This window comes from Verticiella alkaliphila, assembly GCF_018904615.1.
In the GTDB taxonomy this organism is placed as follows: Bacteria; Pseudomonadota; Gammaproteobacteria; order Burkholderiales; family Burkholderiaceae_B; genus Verticiella; species Verticiella alkaliphila.
Window position 1 is genome coordinate 27,397 of sequence record NZ_JADCNH010000030.1, and the last position, 21,225, is coordinate 48,621.

Consider the following 21,225-nt stretch of genomic DNA (forward strand, 5'->3'; position numbering starts at 1 on the left):
GGGCGACGGCGTGCAGAATGCCACATTCTGTCAAGAATCGTCATGATTCGCCACGGCCACGGCATCCGCCGGGCGAAAATCAGCGATTTGCGGGTGCCTGCTGCTGTCCCGCTTCCAGCTCCCTTACCTCCGCCGCACTCAACACCGGCAACACCCAGAATCCGGCGATGTGGTCGCTCGCGTCCACGCTCACGGTCATGCGCAGCGGGGCGGTGGCCTGGGTCCAGCGGGCGACGCGGCTGTAGACAGTGAGTTCGCCCTCTCGGGTCTGGGTCTCGGCGATCACCTCGCCTTCCTGGCCGAAGCGCTGACTCAGATCGTTGCGCACCTTGGCGAGCGTGTCGGCCGAGCCGAGGGCCTGGTGCATCTCGGGGGTCATCGCTGCCCAGATCGGGGCGGTGTCGCCCCGCAGGAACTGCGTGGCGGCGGTATGGCCGCGCGAGGCGGGGTCGGCCTGGATGGCCGTGCTGAGGGTGACGCCGGCGACGAGGGCAGGCCAGGTCCACACGGGTTTCATGGGGTGCCTCCTGAAGGTCGTGAACAGGCAGGCGCCTGGGGCACGACGAGGTCTGGTGTGATCTCGGCGAGTGTCGCACATCCGAGCAAGGCCATGTCAGTGGCTATCTCGTTGCGAAAGATGTCCACCACCTTGCGGATGCCGTGGGCACCGCCCACGGCCGCGCCGTAGAGCTGGGGGCGGCCGGTGAACACCATGCGCGCGCCCAGGGCAATGGCCTTCAAGGCATCCGTGCCGCGGCGCACGCCGCCGTCAAGCATCACCGGAAAGCCTGCGGGCACCGCGGCGACGACGCCGGGCAATGCCTGCAAGGGGGCGACGCAGCCGTCGAGCTGGCGTCCGCCGTGGCTGGAGACGATGACGCCGTCAGCGCCTGCGGCGTGCGCCAGACGCGCGTCTTCGGGATGCATGACCCCTTTCAGGATCAGCTTGCCGGGCCAGCGCGCCCGGATCCAGCGGATGTGCTCCCACGACAGGCGATCGCGTCCACCGCGAAAGCCATTGGGCGGATCCTGCGTGATGGGCGGGCCGATCTCCTCGTACAGGTTGGCAAAGCGCGGTACGCCGCTGCCTCTCAACGTGCGCAGGAAGACGTCGAACGTCCAGCGTGGGTGCAAGAGGCCGTCCAGCATCACGGAGGCGCTGAGCTTGAAGGGCACGGTGAAGGCCAGGCGCTGCAGGTTCTCGCGGTTGGCGCCCACGCACGTATCGATGGTGACGACGAGGACATCGATGTGCGCGGCTTGCAGGCGGGCGAGCAGGCGGCCGATGCGGTCGGTGTCGCCGGGCAGGTAGGCCTGATACCAGCAGTGGTTGCCGGTCTCGGCCTGCAGGCGCTCCAGCGGCACGCTGGAAGCACCGCTGATGATGAACGGAATGTTGGCATCTTTCGCCGCGCGAGCCAACGCGAGATCGCACTCCTCCATGACGATGGCCGCAAAGCCGGTGGGCGCGAAGCCCACGGGCAGGGCGTAGCGCTGGCCGAACACCTCGACCTGGCTGCTGCGCTGCTCGACCACGCGCAAGCCGCGCGGCAGGAAGCCGATCTGCCCGAAGGCGGCGGTGCTGGCTGCCAGCGAGGCGCCGTCCTCGGTGCCGCCGCACACATAGCCTTCGACGCAGCGCGGCAGGATGCGACGCGCCTCGCGTTCCAGGTCGGGAATGGACAGGCAGCGATCGAGCCGGCTCATGCCGCGCCCGGGACCACGGCTTCGCCCAGGTTGAGCATCAGCCGGTTGGCCCAGGCGAAGAGGGCGCTGGCATGCAGCGCGTCGAGCAGCTGGATATCCGTGAGGCCGACATCGCGCAGGGCCTGCAGGTGTGCAGGGCCAATCTGCCCGGGCGTGCGGGTGAGCACCAAGGCAAAGCGCACGATGGCGCGCTCGCGGGGCTGGGTGCCGGCGGTGTCCGGATCCTGGAAGAGCTGGGCGATGACGTCGTTGCGCTTGGCGAGCTGCTCGAAGCGCTGGGCATGCACGGACAGGCAGTACACGCAGCCGTTGGCGCGCGACACCGCGGCCGTGGCGAGTTCGCGCTCGGCACGCGGCAAGCCGCCGGGGGCATACATGATGGCGTTGAACGCCGCCGAGCGGTGCTCCAGCACGTCGGGTTGCTGGGCAAGCAGCAGATAGAAGTCCGAGCTGCGCGCCTGCGGATGACTCGCATCCAGCACGGCCTGCTGCTGCGGCGTGGCGGTGGCCGGGTCGAGCACGGGCAGCCAGGCCTTCCAGCCCAGTGTTTCGCTCGTGAAGCCGTTGATGCGCAGCACTTCGCCCGGGGGCGGCAGATTGGCCGGGTGGACGAAATCCTCGGCGGGCGCGGCAGCGACGGCCTCGGATGCTGCACCGGCGGGGCCGAGTGCCTGCAACGCCTGCAGACCGGCCACGACGCGCAGCTGATAGGCCACGTAGCCCACGAGCTGGCCCAGCAGCACGATGTCCGCGGTCGACAGACCCGCGTCGCTCAGGGTGGCGAGGGCGCGGCGATCGGCCGCAAGCGGATCCCGTGCGATCGTGCGGGCGTAGTCGAGGATGGCCTTCAGGCGGGCAGCGTCGGTGGCCTCGCCAGCGGCACGCAGGCGTTCGCCGTAGGCCGCCACCAGCGCGGGCACGCCCGAGGTCTCGGCCACGGCTTGGGCGGTGGCGAGCCGGTCGTTCTTGCTCAGACTCGTGCTGGCGTGCGCAAAGAGGTGATCGTCCACCGCCTGGGTGGCGGTGACGACTTTCTCGCGCAGCGCGCGCACGCTGCGGGCGTAGCTGTCAGGCGCGAGTGCCGCAGCGTGATCGATGGCGTCGGCGGGGATGGCGGGCGAGGTCGAGGTAGTCTGCGTCATGTGGGGACTATAGCGTTATGAGGCCATGGCGCTGGCTGGCGCCACGCGTCCGGTGATCGGAAGGGTTGCGTCGAATGGACAGCGAGGCGGCCCCTCGCGTGCTGCCTCACGACAGGCTGGCATGGCCGCGTCGACGGCGCACGGCGGGACAACGCTCACTCGCGCTGTGTCAGCCGGCCCGGCGCTGCCGGCGTCCATTCATCGCCTTGCAGTTCAGGCTCTGCGTAGTCCTGCAGCACCTGCCAGTGATGCTCGACGTCTTCGCGATAGAAGAGGCTCGCGATGCCGGTGGCGAGACGCCGGGCGCCATCGCTGATCGCCGGAATGTCCCCCGAGATCGTGCCGAATGACAGGGCGGCGGGATAGCAGAAGGCATGGATGCGATCCAGGCCGGGGCAGGCACCCGGGGTCTTCTCCTGGAATTCGAAGACCGGGCCCAGATCCGGCGAGGCGGCGAGTTCGGCGTCTGCGTCGGCAGGGTCCGGGCGGAAGCGATCCTGCCAGAGCCGCACATGGGGGGCGAAAGCGGCGAAGGCGGGGCGCTGCGTCCAATCGATCACGAAGCCCGTGGACACGATGAGGAAGTCGGCATCCAGTGTGCCGCGCGGGGTGTGGATGCGCAGCGAATCGAGGGTGCCGTCGGCAGCCGGCCGTGTCTCGATGCGCTCGATCGGCGCACCCGTGTGAAAGTGCGCGTTCGGATGCCGCGACACGCGCTGCGTGCTGCCGCGCGGGGGTGGCACCTGCTGCGCATTGATGTAATGGCGGATGCGCCACTTCCAGGCGTCGGGCAGGTCGTGGTGGCCATGCGTGAGGCCGGGCACGCCGGACGCCTTGGATTTGTTGATGCGCGGGATGTCCGCGCGGCGCACGAAGAGATCCACGCTGGCCGCGCCGCATTCGAGCGCGGTGGCGGCGCTGTCCATGGCCGAGGAGCCGGCGCCCACGATGGCCACCCGCTGGCCGCGCAGCCGGGTGTAGTCCAGGGCGTCCGAGGAGTGTGCCCAGCGGCTGCGCGGCACGCCCTTCACGAAGGCCGGGATGGCCGGGCCGCCCAGGCCGTCGCGCCCGGTGGCCAGCACGACCGCGGCGTGCGAGCAGGGCGCGCTCGGTGCCTGGCGTGCCGGTGTCGCGCACTTGCAGGCGCACGAGGCGATGCGGCGTGGGCGCGACGGCCAGCACCTCGCAACCGTTGACCACCTGCGCGCGGGTCACGCGGCGGTACCAGCGCAGATAGTCCATCCACTGCAGACGAGGGATCTTGTCGAGGGCGGCCCAGGCGTCGGCCCCGAACTGCGCGATGAACCACGCGCGGAATGTGAGCGAGGGCACGCCCATCGCGGGGCCCGTGAGCTCCTTGGGCGAGCGCAGCGTCTCCATGCGGGCCGTGGTGGCCCAGGGGCCTTCCTCGCCTGGCGGCGCCCGGTCCAGCAGCGTGGCGGCGATGCCTTGCTGGGCAAAACCGAACGCCGCTGCGAGGCCTGCCTGGCCGGCACCGATCACAATCACGTCATGCACCGTCTGGCCCTCATGGGTGAGGGCGGGCATCCAGCGTTTGCCGGGCCAGCCGATGCTGATGAGATCGTCGGCGACGCGGGCGTCGTGAGCGGCAAGGCCAGGCAGAGAAACAGCAGTCATGAAGTCCAGCAGGGAAAAGGGCAGACCCGGCGGCAACCGCCGGGCCATGGGTCATGCGTCAGTCGATGCGGATGTTGGCCTTCTTCGCGATATCCGCCCATTTGATGCGATCCGCGTGCACGGTCTCACGGAACTGCTCGGGCGTCTCCAGCCGGATCGTGTTGCCCTGCTGCTCGTAGCGGGCGCGGATGGCGGGATCCTCGAGCGTCTCGCGCACGGCCGCATTGATGCGCTGCGCGATGGCCGGATCCGTGCCCTTGGGCGCGAAGATGCCGAACCAGATGGCGCTGTCGAAACCCTCGGTGCCCGCAATGCCGCTGGCGGCGATGGGGGGCACGTCCTTGACGGCCGGCACCGGCTCGGCGGTGGTCACGCCCAGCAGGCGCACCCGGCCGGCCTGCGCGTGCGGCAGCACGGTCTGCACCTGGTTCATGATGCAGCAGGTCTCGCCGCGCACCACGGACAGGATGGCTTCGGGGCCGCCCTTGTAGGGCACGTGGATCATGTTCAGGCCCAGGCGCGAATTGAATTCCGCGAAGGCCATGTGTGTGCCGGCGCCATTGCCCGTGGAGGCGAAGTTGTACTTGCCGGGGTTGGCGCGCACGGTGTCCACGAAGCCCTGCAGATCCTTCACGTCGATCACGTCCGGGTTGATCGTGAGCACGTTGGACACGTCCAGCACCGGGGCCACGGGGACGAAGTCGGCTTCGACGTCAAAGGGCAGGTTTGGGTAGATGGCTGCGTTGCTGCCGTGCGTGGCAGCCGTGCCGAAGACGAGCGTGTAGCCATCGGGATTGGCGCGGGCGACGTGCTCGCTCGCGATGTTCCCAGCCGCGCCTGCCCGGTAATCGATGATGATGGGTTGGCCGAGCTTGGCCGAGAGCGGCTCCTGCAGCACGCGGGCGACGACGTCCACGCCGGAGCCTGCCGGAAAACCCATGATGAGGGTGATGGGCTGGCGCGGCCACTCGCCAGTGGGGGCGGCCGCAAGTGCGGTGGCCGCGGTGCCAGCAAGCAGCGTGGCGGCAGCGGCGCGCCACAGGCGGGAGAGCGGAAAGGAGCGCATGATGGACGGCGATTCTTTATGAGAAAAACGCTATTGTCCGCAAAACGTTATGACTTAAAGTAATAACAATATGCCCCCTGCCGCGTGCTCAACCCCCCGCCAGATGACGCGTCAGCGCCCCGTGCAGCATGTCGTAGGCAGTGAGCCCAGGCAGCCGGCTGAAGAATTCGTTGCGCTGCGTCGAGGCCCCGATGCGCGACCACAGGCTGAGCGCATAGACCGTATGGTCATGCCAGGCCAGCAGCCCGATCATGTCGCCGGCGCGCTCGCCATCGCGGTTGGTGACGGGAAAGCGAAAGTGCTGAGACGGGATGCCATGCTGCTGCAACACCGGATCGACGGCGTGCATGGCCGGCGCGTACGCACGCAGATCCGACGTCTGCCCCATCAGATACCCGGGAAAGAGCCGCTTGCCCATGGCCGTGAGCTCTTGCGGGGTAGGCGAGCGCGGCGCGGGAATGGCGGCGAGCCAGACGGTGCCGCGCGTGTCGCCGTCGTCCCCGCGCGTGAGGTGCAGCTCGGCGGGCAGGCTGCCCTGGAAATCATTGATGCGCACGTCCCACGCGTTGGGAACGACGAGCCCCAGGTTCTGATCACCGATCACAGCCGGAATACGGCGCAGCTGCTGATCGTCATGGGCGGTGGGCCGGCCATCTGCAAAGCGCAGGTTGGTGAGCATCCCGCTCGCAAAATCCGCCGCGGTGTCGGACCACTGCCGGCGCTGCTCGTCATTGGCGGCGCCACGGCTGTCGAGCTGGAAGGCCAGCGTGAGGACACGATCGCCACGCACGTAGCAGGCGCTCAAGGCACTGCCCTGGCGTTGGCCCTGGCCATCGGTCTGGTGGCCGATGCGCTGGGCGGCAGTGAGATCGCTGCTCCCGGTGCCGGCCGAGATCCGATAGCCCGCTTCCTCGAGCAGCCAGGTACAGATGCGCGCAGCGGCGGGGGCGGTGGGCACCTGGAACGTGGTGATGGTGGCCGTGACAGGCGCATCACTCGGATCCGGCGTGACTTTGGCCACGATCCGCAGATGGGCGACATTGCCGACGTCGAGTGGGCGATCCGTGGGCAGCGGCGATACCTCGACGGTCGCGTCTGCCGGGATGTACGTCGTGAAATCCAGCGCCGGCACGCCTAGCGCAAAGGCATGGGGGACCCAATCGCGTTGCGCGGCTGACACTTCATCGAGGGGGGCGGGGGGCAGGAGCGACGGGGCGCCGGCCGCGCCCGCAAGGGGGGCCTGGCAAAGGGCGGCAAGGGCGAGCGGGACGAGCCAGCGGCGCGGATGGAGTGTCATGGGCGGCCATCGATGCGGAAGGAACGCGCGGCATTCCAGCAATGACCGCGCCGCGGGAGCGCCAACCCTGCGCCGCCCACTCCCTCGTTTGTAGTCGATGTGCCGGGGCCCTGACAACGGTGCGATCGTCGCGCCCATACGACGATCCCGGTGGCCCCGCGTCGGCCGGGGCCGTCGAGAGGGTCGAGACGAGGTCCGCGTGCTCAGTTCAACGCGAGGCGCGCACCCGAGGGCATCTCGGCACGCTCGCGCGGCCCGGGCAGGGCGCTCGCGCCCCCGCTCATGCGGAAGACGGCCACGGTCTGCACGAGCTGGCGAGCCTGATTGCGCAGGTGTTCTGCGGCAGCGGCGCTTTCCTCGACCAGCGCCGCGTTCTGCTGGGTGGTCTCGTCCATCTGCGTCACGGCCTGTCCCACCTGGACGATGCCGGCGCTCTGTTCGCCGCTTGCCGCGCTGATCTCGCCGATGATGTCGGTGACGCGGCTGATGGCCCGGACGATGTCGTCCATGGTCTGCCCGGCCTGGGCGGTCAGGGCGCTGCCCTGCTCGGCGCGGGCGACGCTGTCATCGATCAGGGCCTTGATCTCCTTGGCCGCATCGGCGCTGCGCTGGGCGAGGTGGCGCACTTCACTCGCCACCACGGCAAAGCCCTTGCCCTGTTCACCGGCGCGCGCGGCCTCCACGGCGGCGTTCAACGCGAGGATGTTCGTCTGGAAGGCGATGCTGTCGATCACGCCGATGATGTCGACGATGCGGCGCGAGCTCTCGTGGATGCCTTGCATGGTGGTGACCACATCCGTGACGACGCGGCCTCCGCGCGTGGCGGTGTCGCGCGCGCCCTGGGCGAGTTCGTTCGCCTGGCGCGCGTTGTCTGCGTTCTGCGTGATGGCCGAGGACAGCTGCTCCATGGAGGCAGCCGTCTCTTCCAGCGCGGCGGCCTGGGATTCCGTGCGGCTGGACAGGTCCTGATTGCCCTGGGCGATCTCCTGGCTCGCGTCGGCCACGCTCTCGGCGCCCTGGCGCACGGTGGTGACAATGCCGGCCAGGCTCGTCTGCATCGTGCGCAGCTGTGCCATCAGGCTTTGCGTGTCGCCTGCACGCAGGACGATGGGCTGGCCCAGATCGCCCGCGGCAACGCGCTGCGCGACGTTGGCGGCCTCGCCGGGCTCGGCGCCCAGCTGGCGCATCAGGCGGCGCACCGTCAGGAATCCCATGAGGATGGCGAGGATGGCGCCCACGACCACCAGTTCGAGCGTCCAGCCCACGGTGGATTCGAAGCGATCGGTCGATTCCTCGAACACAGTCCTGGCCACGTCGGTCTGCAGCGTGGTGAGCTGGCTCACGACGACGTCCAGATCGCCGGTGAGCTGGGGCAGGCGCTCACGAACGATCCGGCGCACAGTGTCGAAGTCGCGGGCACGCATGGCCTCGACGCCGGGCTGCAGACCTTCGCGCACGAAACGCGCACGAACGTCGGCGAACTGCTTGGCGAGTTCGGCCTCGCGCGGGGTGAAGGCGTTGCCCTGATAGGCGTTCACCAGCTGCGTGATGCGCGCGATGTTGCCCTCGATGGTGCGCGTCGCCTGCGCAATCTCTTCCTGGCTGTCCATGACCACGGAGCCGGTGAGCAGCAGCCGGTTGCACAGGATGAGCGAGTAGATCTCGCCGATCTGGATGGCCGGCAGCGTGCGTTCGCGGTAGACGGTGCCCAGATCGTCATTGGTGCGTTGCATGCCATACAGGCCCAGGGTGCCCACGGCAAGCAGCACGCCAGTGAGCAAGGCGATGAGCAGGGTGAGGCGGGTCGACACCTTGAGGTCCTTCATGGCAGTCTCGGCAGATCAAAAAATGACAGGGTTAACGCTAATGTGATTTATTGTGTCAACTCATGTCAATGGATTTCTCGAGACAGTTTGATGGACATCAAGAGCGCGTGCTTTCGTCGCTCCGCAAAGGCTCAACGCCGGCGAAAGGGCGCGGCGTAGAATCAGCGGCACCCGAAGACAGCGAGGAGACACTCATGAAGGTCTGCATCTACGGCGCTGGTGCGATCGGTGGTCTGATCGGCGCGCATCTGGCGCAAGCCGGGGAGGCCGACGTGAGCGCCGTGGCGCGGGGCCAGACGCTGGCGGCTTTGCGCACGCAGGGCTGGCGCGTGCGGCGCGAGGGTGTCGTGCGCACGGCGCCCGCGCGGGCCGTGGCCGATCCGGCAGAGCTCGGCGTGCAGGACGTCGTGGTGATCGCGGTCAAGGCGCCCGCCCTGGCCGAGGTGGCGGCCCGGCTCGGGCCGCTCGTCGGGCCGCAGACGATGGTGGTGCCCGCGATGAACGGCGTGCCGTGGTGGTTCGGCCACGGCCATGCTGCGTTGGGCGAGGCGCCGCTGGCCAGCGTGGATCCCGATGGCCGCATTGCGCGGGCGATCCCGTTGAACCACGTGGTGGGCTGCGTCGTCCACATCGCTTCCGCCACGCCCGAGCCTGGCCTCGTGGAGCACACCATGGGCACGCGCCTGATTCTCGGCGAGCCGGGGGGCGGCGTCTCTGCGCGAGTGGAGCGGCTGTCGGCCCTGCTCACGCAGGCCGGTCTGCAACCGGAGCCCTGCGCCGATGTGCGCCGGGAGATCTGGTACAAGCTGTGGGGCAATCTCACCATGAACCCGGTGGCCGCGCTGACGGGGGCCACCAGTGACCGCATCCTGGACGATGAGGACGTGCGGGGCTTTTGCTCGGCCATCATGCTCGAAGCCGCAGAGATCGGCGCCCGACTGGGGTGTGCCATTGACCAAGCACCGGAAGCGCGTCATGCGATCACCCGGCGCCTGGGCGGCTTCAAGGCCTCCATGCTGCAGGACGTCGAGTCCGGCCGGGCCATCGAGCTGGACAGCATCGTCGGGGTCGTGCAGGAGCTGGGTCAACGCCTGGGCGTACCCACCCCGAACGTCAATGCCCTGCTGGGCCTCACCCGACTGATGGCGCAGACGCGCGGGTTGTATCCGCGGGCCTGAGTCTTTGCGGGATGTGAAACATCACGCCGCGACTGCTACCTTGGTCGGTGCCTGCACCAGCGCGTCGATCACGTGTTGCTGTTGAGGCGCAAGGGTTTCCACGGACCACATGACTGCCACCTCTGTAGGCCCGCCAGGGCTCGGCAGCCGTAGACGACGCATGCTGCCGTCGCTCGCCAGCATCTGGGCGGCGTGATCCGAGGTCACGAAGAGACAGTCGAGCTGCTGCGCCATTGCCCGATTCGTGAGCAAGGACGCCGACTCGAGGACTGCGCGAGGACTTGGTACCCCTGCCTGGGTAAAAGCCTGTTCGATCCGGTGGCGCATGGGCGAACCAGCGACGGGTAATACCCAACGTGCGCCTGCGACGTCTGCCCAGGTGAGCCGTTGCCGGCGATGAAGGGGGTGCGCCGCGCTCGCCAGCACACAGACCGATTCGGTAAACAGAATGCGCCGGTTCATACCCGTATTGAGCGCAACGTTGTCCATGCGAGCAATGAGCAGGTCAAGGCGGTGTTCGCGCAGGAGCGGCAGCATGACGTCCAGCGTGCTTTCGCGCAGCTCGAGATCGAGCGCGATGCCCCGTTCCCTCAGGTGAGCAATGACTGCGGGCATGAGCATCGCCCCCAGGCCGGGAAGCACACCCAGTACCAGACGACCAAGGCGCCCGCCCTGCAGCGCCTGCAATTCGTCCTGCGTTCGTGCGGCGTCACCGAGCATGCGTTCGGCATGACGCAGCACCACATCGCCGAAGGGTGTTGGGCGCAGACTGCGTGTCGTGCGTTCGAAAAGCGGGGCACCCACGTCTGTTTCCACTTCCTTGAGCCACTTGGAGAGTCCGGGTTGCGTGGTGGCCAACTGTTCAGCTGCACGGCTCAGATTGCCCACTCGGGTGATGGTGAGGAGCCATTCCAGATGGCGAGGTGAGAGCCGACGGCACCACGCTGGCACGACGGAAGCCATTTATGTGTTCCTTGGCATGAATCGAGGGTCATTATTCATTGGATCTCAGAATTTCCGCAACGCATACTCGACGCTCTGACGACGAGCTCCCCGGTCGCCCATGTCCTCTGCACCCAACTTTCTTTTCATCATTACCGACCAGCAGCGCGCTGACCATCTCGGGGCGTATGGCAACTGCATCGTGCAAACGCCCAACCTGGACGCGCTCGCGCGGCGGGCCTGGTTGGCAGAGCGATTCTTCGTGGCCACGCCTATCTGCATGCCTAATCGTGCAAGTCTTCTGACTGGCCGCATGCCATCGACGCACGGCGTTCGCGCCAATGGCATCCCGTTGTCGCGACGCGCGACTACATTTGTCGACGCACTGCGTGAATCTGGTTATGCCACCTCGTTGGTGGGCAAGTCGCATCTGCAGAACATGACAGGCCGGCCAGCTCTCTGGCCTAGCGCGGCCGAGCAGCGGACGCGTCAGGCGTGGCTATCCGAGCCTGGGGACTACGACGACGAATGGGCGCCTCGCTGGCGCGAGGATGCATTGGCTGACGTCCGTCTGCCGTTTTATGGCTTCGAACACGTCGATCTGGTGATCGATCATGGGGATACTGCTGGGGGGCACTATCGCCGTTGGCTCGAGCGTGAACATCCAGAGGTTGCCGCGATGACAGGCCCCGAGCATGCGCTACCGTCAGACTACGCGCTTGCGCGCGCAGGCCAGGCCTGGCGCACGCGCGTGCCGGAAGCGCTGTCCACGACCAGCTGGATTGCCGATCGGGCCATTGATCGCTTGGCTGAACATGCTGATGGGCAACGTCCGTTCTTCATGCAGTGTTCGTTTCCCGATCCGCATCATCCCTTCACGCCACCAGGACGATTCTGGGACATGTATTCGCCGCAGGACGTGGCATTGCCCGCGTCGTTTCACGACAAAGGCCCGCGTCCGCCGCATGTAGCGTGGTTGCGTGCGCAACGCGAGGCTGGCAAGGCGGTCAAGCACACGCCCGCCGTCTTTGCCTGTTCGGAACAGGAGGCGCGCGAAGCCATCGCGCTGAACTACGGCAGCATCAGTCATCTCGACGAGGCAGTCGGCCGGATACTGGCAGCGCTCGACAGCCTGGGGCTGGCCAAGAACACGGTGGTCGTCTTCACAAGCGACCATGGCGATTTCTTCGGCGATCACCAATTGCTTTGGAAAGGGCCGCTGCACTACGACAGCATTATCCGAGTGCCATTTCTATGGGCTGAGCCTGATGGCATGGGCTTGCGCAGCGAAGCCCTATGTTCGGCCATCGACCTAGCCCCGACGGTACTCGCACGCGCGGGAATTCCCTCCTTCCATGGCATTCAAGGCCGGTCGTTGCTGCCCGCGATCTGCGGCGGTCAGGATGTTGGCCGTGACGATTTGCTGATCGAGGAGGAAGGTCAGCGCGTCATGTTCGGCTTTTCGCAAAGGGTGCGCATGCGCACCCTGCGCACAGCGCGCTGGCGGCTAAGTCTATACGATGGTGTTGCATGGGGCGAATTGTACGATCTTGATCGCGACCCCCATGAATGTACCAATCTATGGGATGACCCTTCGAGCGCGCCAGTGTTGGCAGATTTGATGCAACGTCTAGCCCGTCAGATGCTGGCTCACACCGAAGACAGTCCTTATCCAAGCGCGCTCGCCTAGTGCGCCATTCCACAACGGAGACATAATGATTCCCTATTCCCTTGCCCGGTTTGCCGGCGCCATTCTCGCCATTCTCGCCATTTGCGCTGTGGCCGCGCCTAGCGCACACGCGCAGAGCGACAGCCAGCCGGTCCGGCTCATCGTCGGTTCGGCCGCCGGTAGCGCGCCCGACATGTTCGCGCGTTTGCTGGCCGAAGGGATGTCAGGACGGCTTGGCCAGACGGTGCTGGTCGAGAACCGCTCAGGCGCCAATGGCAATATCGCCGCACAAGCTGTGCTCCAGCAGGCGGCAGATGGAAACACCCTTTGGGTAGGTACGCAGTCGATGGTTGAAATCAATCCGTCGGCATTTCAGCAGATGCCGTGGAAGCCCGAAGATTTCACACCCATCATCAAGGCGGTGGAGGCGCCGTTGGTGCTGGCGGCACATCCGAGCGTGCCGGCCACCGACTTCAAAAGCCTTATCTCTTGGCTTGAGAGCCGCAAGGGCAGCGTCAGCTATGCCTCGTTCAGCCCGGGCACGCCATCGCACTTCCTTGGGCATCAGCTGAGCGACCGTTTCAAACTGGATCTTGTCCACATTCCCTACCGCGGCTCCGCGCCGCAGGTCACGGATCTCATGGGCGGGCATGCGCTGATCGGGTTTACGCAGTTGCAGAGCGCGCTGCCGGCAGTCCAGGGCAACCGGCTGAAAGCTTTCGCTACCACGGGTGCGACGCGCACCCGCCAGATGCCCGATGTGCCGACGCTGCACGAACTGGGTTTGCCAGAGTTCGACACCACGATCTGGTTTGGTTTGCTCGCGCCGGCGAAGACACCGGTCGCGCGCATTGACGCCGTACGCGACGCAGCCGCTCAGGCGCTGGCTGATCCAGACATGCGTAGCAAGCTCGAGGAAGCCGGGTTTGATGTCTCAGGACAGACGGGCGAGCCCTTCGTGCGCAGCATTGAGCAACAGCGTACGCGCTGGGCTGCGCTCGTCAAGGCCACGGGATTCTCAGCGACAGAATGACCGTCGACGCGGCTTGGCGCCGCGCGCGGAGTTCGCAGGCGTGATACAACGGGCGGCATCGCGGCAGGTTTGCCGTGGTCCCGCCCGCTTTCGTACCCGCCATGACGCTTTCTGCAGACGACCTCCAGGCGCTTGCCCGCGCCAAGCAGCAGCTGGAGCAACCCGGCCTGGCTGCGCGCATCGGCCATTTCGTCGGTGCGCCGATCGAGCGTGGCCTGAAGGCCTTGCCCGGACCGGTATCGGGCATCGTCACCACCGCCACGGAAAAGGCCGTGAGCAAGGCCTTGCAGATTGCGGTGACGAGCCTGGGCAGCCGCACGGGCGGCACGGCGCGCGAAGGGTGGCACAAGCTGGCCGCGGGCGCTGCGGGTGCCGCGGGCGGCGCCTTCGGCTTTGCAGCGCTCGCGGCCGAGTTGCCGATCTCCACGGCCATCATGCTGCGCTCGATCGCGGCGATCGCCCGCAGTGAGGGCGAGGATCTCGCCGACCCGGCGGTGCGCATGGCCTGCGTGCAGGTGCTCGCACTGGGCGGCCCCGGCAAGGCCGACGACGCGAGCGAAGCCGGCTACTTCACCTCGCGTGCCGCGCTCGCACAGGCCGTACAGGCAGCGGCGCGTCATCTCGCACAGCGCAAGGCCGCCGACAGCGGGGCGCCGGTAATGGTAGCCTTCGCTGCCCAGGTGGCCGCGCGATTCTCCATCCCCGTCTCCGAGAAGGTCATGGCCCAGGCCGTGCCCGTCGTGGGGGCAGTGGGCGGCGCGGCCTTGAACACGCTTTTCATCGACCACTTCCAGACGATCGCGCACGGGCACTTCACCGTGCGCCGCCTGGAGCGCCGCCACGGCGAAGCCGCGGTGCGCGAGGCCTACGAACGCCTCTGAGCGAGAAGGCCGTTTTCCTTTCACGACCATGTCCCAGACCAACGATAATCTGTACCAACATTTTGCTGACCGCTTTCCGGCGGACGCTTCTGCCGTCTGTCTCGATGGCTCGGACGGTCGCAGCCTCACCTACGGCGAGCTGGCTGCGCAGAGCGCGCGCTACGCAAGCGTGCTGGCGAGTCTGGGCGTGCAGCCGGGCGACCGCGTCGCCGCGCAGGTGGACAAGTCGCTCGAAGCCGTCTGCCTGTATCTGGGTTGCCTGCGCGCGGGCGCGGTCTTCCTGCCCATGAACACGGCCTACCAGCAGGGCGAGGTGGCGCACCTGCTGGGCGATGCGCGCCCGGTGGTGTTCGCCGTGCGCCCCGCGCTGCAGGCGATGGCGCGCGAGGTGGCGGCCGGCGTGCCGGGCGTGCAGGTACTCACGCTGGGCGACGACGGCTCGGGCGAGCTGGCCGCGCTCGCTGAAGCGGCACCCACGGATTTCGCGCCAGTGCAGCGCAGCCGCAGCGATCTCGCGGCCATCCTCTACACCTCGGGCACCACGGGCAAGCCCAAGGGCGCCATGCTCACGCACGGCAACCTGCTCGCCGGGGTGTCCACGCTGCATGCCTTCTGGCGCTTCGTGCCGGGCGACGTCCTGCTGCACGTGCTGCCGATCTTCCACATCCACGGGCTTTTCGTGGCGCTGCACTGCGCGCTGTGGAACGGCAGCACGATCCGTTTCGAGCTCAGGTTCGACGCGACGCGCGTGGTGCGCCTCTTGCCGCAGAGCACGGTCTTCATGGGGGTGCCCACACACTACGTGCGGCTGCTGGACGAGCCGGGGTTCGACGCCGAGGCGTGCCGCACGATGCGGCTCTTCGTCTCGGGCTCGGCGCCGCTCTTGCCGGACACCTTCCAGCGCTTTGCCGAGCGCACGGGGCACACCATCCTCGAGCGCTACGGCATGACCGAGGGCGGGATGTTCACGTCCAACCCCTACGCGGGTGAGCGGCGCTGCGGCACGGTGGGCCAAGCCCTGCCGGGCGTGTCCGTTCGCGTGGCCGACGAGGCGGGCAACGCCTTGCCGGCGGGTACAGTGGGCGGTATCCAGGTCAAGGGTGCGAACGTGTTTGCAGGCTACTGGCAATTGCCGGAGAAGACTGCCGAGGAACACACCGCGGACGGCTACTTCAAGACGGGCGATCTAGGCGTGATGGCCGCAGATGGCTACGTGAACATCGTTGGGCGCAGCAAGGATCTGGTGATCTCGGGCGGGCTGAACGTCTATCCCAAGGAAGTCGAGGAAGTCATCGACGACATGCCGGGCGTGGTGGAATCCGCCGTGATCGGCCTGCCGCACGCGGATCTGGGCGAAGCGGTGACGGCCGTGGTGGTGTGCCGTCCCGGGGCTGCCGTGAGCGAGGCCGACGTCGTGGCGCACGTGAAGGCACGCCTGGCCGGCTTCAAGGTGCCGCGCGCCGTGCACGTGGTCGAGGACCTTCCACGCAACACCATGGGCAAGGTGCAGAAGAACCTGCTGCGCGCGCAGTTCACCGCCTGAGGATTCACGCGCGCGGCGATGCTCGCCTCCGTCGGGCATTGTCATCATTGCCAGGGAGGCTCGGCGGTATCATGGCCCGTCCCTCCCTGATGGCCTGCGCCGCATGCTCGAACAAGAAATCAAGTTATTCGTACCGCCCGCCGCTCGCGCGGCGGTGCGTGCCAGCCTGGCCAAGCTGCCCGGCCCGCGCCGGGTGCGCATGCGCGCCATGTATTTCGACACGGTCGATCGCGGGCTCGCGCGTCAGCGCGCCGCCGTGCGCCTGCGGCAGGAAGGCCGGCAGTGGGTGCAGACCTTCAAGATGGCGGGCGCCGATGCCGTCTCGCGGCTGGAGCTGAATCACGATCGCCCGGGGCCGGAGCTCGACCTTTCCGTCTACGCCGGCACGCCGGCCGAGGCCGTCTTCGCGCAGTTGCAGAGCGAACTCATCCTGCGTTACGAGACGGACGTCATGCGGCTCGTGCGCGAGATTCGCGTGCGTCGCACCAACATCGAGATCGCCTACGACGTGGGCGTGGTCAAGGCGGGGCGGTTCTCCGCGGGCATCGACGAGATCGAGTTCGAGCGCACCGCAGGCTGGCTCGACGGCGTCTTTCACGTGGCTGCCGACTGGAGCGCACAGCACGGTCTGGTGCTCGATGCGCGCAGCAAGGCTGAGCGCGGCGATGCGCTGGCCCGGGCCGAAGCCACGGTGATGGCGGCCGCGCCCGAGGATCAGGGTGAAGCCGAGCAGGCAGAGCTGGCCCGTCTGGGCCTGCCCGTCGGCGCGGAGAAATTCGCGCTGGACGCCGATGTCGGAGCGCCCGAGGCGCTGGCCCGCATCTGCCTGGCCGCCTACGACCAGATCGTGCGCAATGCCGTGCTGATCGCCACCGTGCCGGGCGATGCCGCCGAGCACGTGCATCAGCTGCGCGTGGGCATTCGCCGCCTGCGCTCGGCGTGGCGCTTCTTTCGGGGCTGGGCCGAGCTCCCGCCGGCCGCGGTGGAAGAGGGCGCCAAGCGCTACTTCGCCGCGTTTGGCGAGGCGCGCGATGCGGACGTGATGGACGGCACCGTGCTGCCGATGCTAGAGCGTGCCGGCATGCCGCCCTTGCCACGCCGCAACGATGCGCAACCGGTCCCGGCGACCTCGCTGGTGGTGGACCCTGGGTTCCAGACCTGGATGCTGGAGCTGCTGCAGTGGATCAGCCAGCCTCCGAGGCTGCCGGCGGCGGCCGAGGGTACTGAGGCCGCACCGCTCGTCTCGCTGGCCGCCCGCCGGCTGCGCAAATGGCATCGCGAGCTGGTGCGCGACGGCGCCGGCTTCACGGCCTTGCCCGAGGAGCAACAGCACACCTTGCGCAAGGAGGCCAAGCGGTTGCGCTATGCGCTGGGCTTCGTGCGCAATCTCTTCGATGCGGACCGCACGAAGGCGTACCTGAAGGCGTTGTCGGCGCTGCAGGATTTGCTGGGCGAGCTCAATGACCTGGCCGTGGCGCGCCCGCACTTTCTCACGCGCGCGCACGGCGAGCCCGCGGCCTGGTTTGCCGTAGGCTGGATCGCCGCGCGCAGCGAGACGCTGGCCACCCAGGCCGAGGCGGCGCTGATCGAACTCGGCAAGACCAAGCCCTTCTGGAAGGGCTGATGCATTGACCGGACGTCGCCCCATGTCGGGCGACGCTGTCACCCAAGGAGACACGATGGGCCGCCTCTACCTGATCCGGCACGGCCAGGCCTCGATGATGGCCGACGACTACGACGCGTTGTCGGAGATGGGGGTGGCGCAATCGCGCGTCGTGGGCGCCTGGCTTGCCCGGCGGGGGGAGCGCTTCGATCACGTGGTGATGGGCGGGCTGCGCCGCCACGCGCAGACGGCGCAAGCCTGCTTGGCCGAACTGGGGGAGCTCGCCGCGCCACCCGCGGTGGATCCGGATCTGGACGAGTACGAGGCCGATGGCATGATTGGCCGGTTGCGGCCGGCGCTTGCCGAACGCGCAGCGATGCGCGCCTGGCTCGCCGCGCAGCCGCACCCCCGCAAGGCCTTCCAGGCCGTCTTTGCCGAGGCCTTCGCGCGCTGGACGGCCGCAGCCCATCCGGACGACTACGCCATCGCCTGGGCGGACTTCCGCGCCCGCGCGCTGGCCGCCGTCGAGCGTATCGCGGCGGTGTGCGGCAGTGGTCAGAACGCCTTGGTCTTCACCTCCGGCGGGCCGATCACGGGCATCGTCCAGCACCTGCTCGGCGTGCCGGATGCGCGCGCGGGCGACGTCCACTTCGTCCTCTACAACGCCGGGATCACGGAGCTGCTCTGCCGGCCGGGCAGCCTCGCGCTGAGCTACTTCAACGCCATCGGGCCGCTCGAAGCGGCCGGGCGCGAATACCTGACCTACCGATAAGTCGCGCCGGGCCACAACGGCCCGCTCAGCCCGCATGCCGCGCGGGCCGCCTGCGCTCGTCTGCTGTCTGCGCGACCGATCCACATTGACGCTGTCCCGGGATCTCTCTATATTGGCGCATATTGGTTCACATAAACCAATTTAAACCAATTGGAGCGATACGTATGCGGTTTGCCACTTTGGACATCGGCGGGCAGTCCACGCTGGTTCTCATCTCGGACACGGGCGACGCCTATCAGGCCGTCGGCCAGATCGTGCCGGGCGTCGAGCGCCTCGCGCAGCTCATTGACGGCTTCGAAGGGCATCGCGCGGCGCTGTCTGCCGCGCAGCATTGGCAGCCGCTGGGCAATGCCGGCTGGCTGCCGCCGCTACTGCCCCGTCGCAACATCTTCTGCGTGGGCAAGAACTATCACGAGCACGCCAAGGAGTTCAGCCAGTCGGGTTTCGACAGCTCGTCGGTCAACGGCGAGTTCGCGCCGCCCGCACCGGTCGTCTTCACCAAGGCACCGAGCTCGGCCATCGGCCACGGCGCCATGATCGAAGCCTTCGCCCACATCACCGAGCAGCTCGATTACGAAGCGGAACTTGCCGTCGTGATCGGCAAGGGCGGGCGTGGCATCCGCAAGGCGGACGCGCTGGATCACGTCTTTGGCTACACCATCGTCAATGACGTCACCGCACGCGATCTGCAGCAGAAGCATCGCCAGTGGTTCCTCGGCAAATCCATGGACACGTTCTGCCCGATGGGGCCGTGGGTGGTCACGGCCGATGCGCTCGATGGCGCGAACCTGGGCGTGCAATGCCACGTGAATGGCGAGCTGCGCCAGGACGCGAACACGCGTGACCTGATCTTCGACATCCCCACCCTCATTGAAACCATCTCGGCCGGCATGGCGCTCGAACCCGGTGACGTCATCGCCACGGGCACGCCTGCGGGCGTGGGCATCGGCTTCAAGCCGCCGCGCTTTCTGACGGCGGGCGACGAGGTGCGCGTCAGCATCGAAGGCATCGGTTCGCTCACCAACCGCGTCGGCTGAAGACCGCACGCGCACATCACATAACAACGAGGAGACACCCCATGAACCGTATCCCCCGCCTGGCGGCCGCCATGCTCGCGAGCCTGGCCTGCCTCGGTGCCCATGCCGCCGAGTCGGGCGCCTGGCCCGCCCAACCCATCAACATGATCGTGCCGTTCCCTCCAGGCGGCGTGGCGGATGCCGTGGGGCGCCCGGTGGCCGAGGCCCTGGGCCGCGCCCTGGGTCAGACGGTGGTGGTGGAGAATCGCGGTGGCGCGGGTGGGGGGATCGGCATGGGCGCGGTGGCGCGGGCTCAGCCGGACGGCTACACGGTGCTGATGGCGCTGTCCTCCATCTCCATCATTCCGGAGGCGGACCGCATCCTGGGTCGCGCGCCTATGTACCAGCTGGACCAGCTCGTGCCGATCGCGCGTTTCACGGCGGATCCGACGGTGCTGGTCGTGCCCGCCGACAGCCCGTGGAAGACGGCGCAGGAATTCTTCCAGGCGGCCAAGGACGGTCCGCGCGAGATCTACTACGGCTCCTCGGGCAACTACGGCACGATGCACGTGCCCATGGAGATGCTGCGCAACGAGGCAGGCCTCACCAAGCTCACGCACGTGCCGTTCTCGGGCGCAGGCCCGGCTGTGGTGGCTTTGCTCGCGGGGCAGGTCCAGGCCGTGTCGACGGGCCCCGCATCGGTGCTGCAACACATCAAGGGCGGCAAGCTGCGCGCGCTGGCGCACTGGGGCGAAGGGCGTCTGGCCTCGCTGCCGGACGTGCCGAGTCTCACGGAATTGGGCCATCCGGTACGCTTTGCGCAATGGTCGGGGCTCTTCGTGCCGGCCAAGACGCCGGAGCCGGTGGTGATGCGTCTGCGGGAGGCTGCCGGCATGGCGGCCAAGGACGAGCGCGTGCGCTCGGTGATCGAAGGCGCTGGCAGCCCGATCCAGTACCTCGATGCGCCGGCCTTCGCGGCCTACTGGGCGGACGACGCGAAGCAGATCACCGAGGCGGTGCGCAAGATCGGCAAAGTAGAATGAGCGCCTGACTTTCACGGGCCTGAGCCCATGCCGGACGCCGCTGCACTCCTCGAGGATTATCTGCTGCAGAACCTGCACGCCGGCCGTTGGCAGCCGGGCGAGCGCCTGCCCACGGAGCGTGAGCTGGGCGAGCGCTTCAGCCTGGGCCGAACGGCGGTGCGCGGGGTGCTGGCGGTATTGAAGACGCGCGGGCTGATTGCGCAGCGGGTGGGTAGCGGCACCTTCGTGTCGGACGCGGCGCCGGCCTTGCTGGCTCAGGCGCCGCCTGCAGCGCCCACGGTGCCGGCGGTGAGCCCGGCGCAGCTCATGGAGGCGCGTCTGGCGATCGAGCCGGCGCTCATCGAGCTCGTGGTGCGCCACGCCACGGCGGCGGATTTCGCGCACATGCAGCAGTGCTGTGCGCAGGCCGAGGCGGCTACGACGCTGGTGCAGTTCGAGTACTGGGACACGGCGCTGCACCAAGCCATCGGGGCGGCGGCCCACAATGCCTTCGTGGATCAGTTGATGCGCGACCTCAGTCTGGCCCGTGAGCAGGATGACTGGGGGCGGTTGAAGCGGCTGAGCCTGACGCCTGCGCGGCGGGCGTCGTACCAGCGCGAGCATCGTGCGCTGGTGCAGGCGTTGAGCGATCGCGATGCGCCTGCGGCCACGCGTCTGTTGCGCGAGCACCTGGTGCATGTGCGGCGCAATCTGCTGGATGATCCGGGCTGAGTCTTTGAGTTCTTGAGGCGCCGCTGGCGCGACGGCCGGCAGCGGGGCCGGTCGCGCGGCCGGGCCTGAACGGCCCGGCTGCCCTCTCGCTCCGGATGTCGTGACGGGCGGTCGGCGAACTCGGAGGGTGGACAGTCCCCCGGACTGTCCACACCCGC

At 67.9% G+C, this 21,225-nt stretch carries 17 protein-coding genes and 1 pseudogene; 10 read left to right on the forward strand and 8 right to left on the reverse strand.

The features are described 5' to 3' along the window. Window positions 1–79: 79 nt before the first annotated feature. The 7 genes and pseudogenes from IMZ29_RS16815 to IMZ29_RS23115 form a co-directional block, all read right to left on the reverse strand. The gene (locus IMZ29_RS16815) at window positions 80–517 is read right to left on the reverse strand and encodes a hypothetical protein (RefSeq protein ID WP_216186236.1); all 438 of its coding nucleotides are present in this window, start codon (window positions 515–517) and stop codon (window positions 80–82) included. Then, window positions 514–1,707 carry an alpha-hydroxy acid oxidase gene (locus tag IMZ29_RS16820; protein WP_216186238.1) on the reverse strand — a complete coding sequence of 398 codons (1,194 nt, stop codon included), beginning with the start codon at window positions 1,705–1,707 and terminating at the stop codon, window positions 514–516. The genes IMZ29_RS16815 and IMZ29_RS16820 overlap by 4 nt, the downstream gene beginning before the upstream one ends. Continuing rightward, entirely contained in the window at window positions 1,704–2,849 is a 1,146-nt protein-coding gene (locus IMZ29_RS16825; protein ID WP_216186240.1) for a CMD domain-containing protein, read from the reverse strand. The genes IMZ29_RS16820 and IMZ29_RS16825 overlap by 4 nt, the downstream gene beginning before the upstream one ends. Before the next feature lie 155 nt (window positions 2,850–3,004). Further along, window positions 3,005–4,487 (reverse strand): annotated as a pseudogene (locus IMZ29_RS16830) (SidA/IucD/PvdA family monooxygenase). Window positions 4,488–4,545: 58 nt separating this feature from the next. After that, window positions 4,546–5,553: a Bug family tripartite tricarboxylate transporter substrate binding protein gene (locus IMZ29_RS16835; protein WP_216186242.1), complete on the reverse strand. Its 1,008-nt coding sequence runs from the start codon at window positions 5,551–5,553 to the stop codon at window positions 4,546–4,548. Window positions 5,554–5,641: 88 nt separating this feature from the next. Next, complete coding sequence (locus tag IMZ29_RS16840) at window positions 5,642–6,850, reverse strand: hypothetical protein (protein ID WP_216186244.1); 1,209 nt, start codon at window positions 6,848–6,850, stop codon at window positions 5,642–5,644. A gap of 203 nt (window positions 6,851–7,053) precedes the next feature. Next, complete coding sequence (locus tag IMZ29_RS23115; RefSeq protein WP_216186246.1) at window positions 7,054–8,676, reverse strand: methyl-accepting chemotaxis protein; 1,623 nt, start codon at window positions 8,674–8,676, stop codon at window positions 7,054–7,056. A gap of 194 nt (window positions 8,677–8,870) precedes the next feature. Here IMZ29_RS23115 and IMZ29_RS16850 point away from each other — a divergent pair, with 194 nt between their 5' ends. After that, window positions 8,871–9,854: a 2-dehydropantoate 2-reductase gene (locus IMZ29_RS16850; RefSeq protein ID WP_216186248.1), complete on the forward strand. Its 984-nt coding sequence runs from the start codon at window positions 8,871–8,873 to the stop codon at window positions 9,852–9,854. Window positions 9,855–9,875: 21 nt separating this feature from the next. Here the strand turns inward: IMZ29_RS16850 and IMZ29_RS16855 are convergent, their stop codons facing one another. Next, entirely contained in the window at window positions 9,876–10,817 is a 942-nt protein-coding gene (locus IMZ29_RS16855) for a LysR family transcriptional regulator (protein WP_256445193.1), read from the reverse strand. A gap of 100 nt (window positions 10,818–10,917) precedes the next feature. Here IMZ29_RS16855 and IMZ29_RS16860 point away from each other — a divergent pair, with 100 nt between their 5' ends. The 9 genes from IMZ29_RS16860 to IMZ29_RS16900 all read left to right on the forward strand — a co-directional run bounded on the left by IMZ29_RS16860 (window position 10,918) and on the right by IMZ29_RS16900 (window position 21,067). Next, a complete protein-coding gene (locus IMZ29_RS16860; protein ID WP_216186252.1) occupies window positions 10,918–12,486 on the forward strand; it encodes a sulfatase family protein in 1,569 nt (522 codons plus the stop codon). A gap of 25 nt (window positions 12,487–12,511) precedes the next feature. Next, on the forward strand, window positions 12,512–13,498 hold the full coding sequence (locus tag IMZ29_RS16865; protein WP_216186254.1) for a Bug family tripartite tricarboxylate transporter substrate binding protein: 987 nt from the start codon (window positions 12,512–12,514) through the stop codon (window positions 13,496–13,498). A 101-nt stretch (window positions 13,499–13,599) separates the two neighbouring features. Continuing rightward, a complete protein-coding gene (locus tag IMZ29_RS16870; protein ID WP_216186256.1) occupies window positions 13,600–14,379 on the forward strand; it encodes an EcsC family protein in 780 nt (259 codons plus the stop codon). Between the two features lie 28 nt (window positions 14,380–14,407). After that, window positions 14,408–15,922, forward strand: coding sequence for a malonate--CoA ligase (locus IMZ29_RS16875; RefSeq protein ID WP_216186258.1), 1,515 nt, complete (start codon window positions 14,408–14,410; stop codon window positions 15,920–15,922). A gap of 103 nt (window positions 15,923–16,025) precedes the next feature. After that, complete coding sequence (locus IMZ29_RS16880) at window positions 16,026–17,546, forward strand: CYTH and CHAD domain-containing protein (RefSeq protein ID WP_216186260.1); 1,521 nt, start codon at window positions 16,026–16,028, stop codon at window positions 17,544–17,546. 55 nt (window positions 17,547–17,601) lie between these two features. Further along, window positions 17,602–18,297, forward strand: a complete 696-nt coding sequence (locus IMZ29_RS16885) for a histidine phosphatase family protein (protein ID WP_216186262.1) — start codon at window positions 17,602–17,604, stop codon at window positions 18,295–18,297. Between the two features lie 164 nt (window positions 18,298–18,461). Beyond that, entirely contained in the window at window positions 18,462–19,334 is an 873-nt protein-coding gene (locus IMZ29_RS16890) for a fumarylacetoacetate hydrolase family protein (RefSeq protein ID WP_216186264.1), read from the forward strand. A 41-nt stretch (window positions 19,335–19,375) separates the two neighbouring features. After that, the gene (locus IMZ29_RS16895; protein ID WP_216186266.1) at window positions 19,376–20,356 is read left to right on the forward strand and encodes a tripartite tricarboxylate transporter substrate binding protein; all 981 of its coding nucleotides are present in this window, start codon (window positions 19,376–19,378) and stop codon (window positions 20,354–20,356) included. A 27-nt stretch (window positions 20,357–20,383) separates the two neighbouring features. Beyond that, the gene (locus IMZ29_RS16900; protein ID WP_216186268.1) at window positions 20,384–21,067 is read left to right on the forward strand and encodes a FadR/GntR family transcriptional regulator; all 684 of its coding nucleotides are present in this window, start codon (window positions 20,384–20,386) and stop codon (window positions 21,065–21,067) included. The last annotated feature ends 158 nt before the right edge of the window (window positions 21,068–21,225 follow it).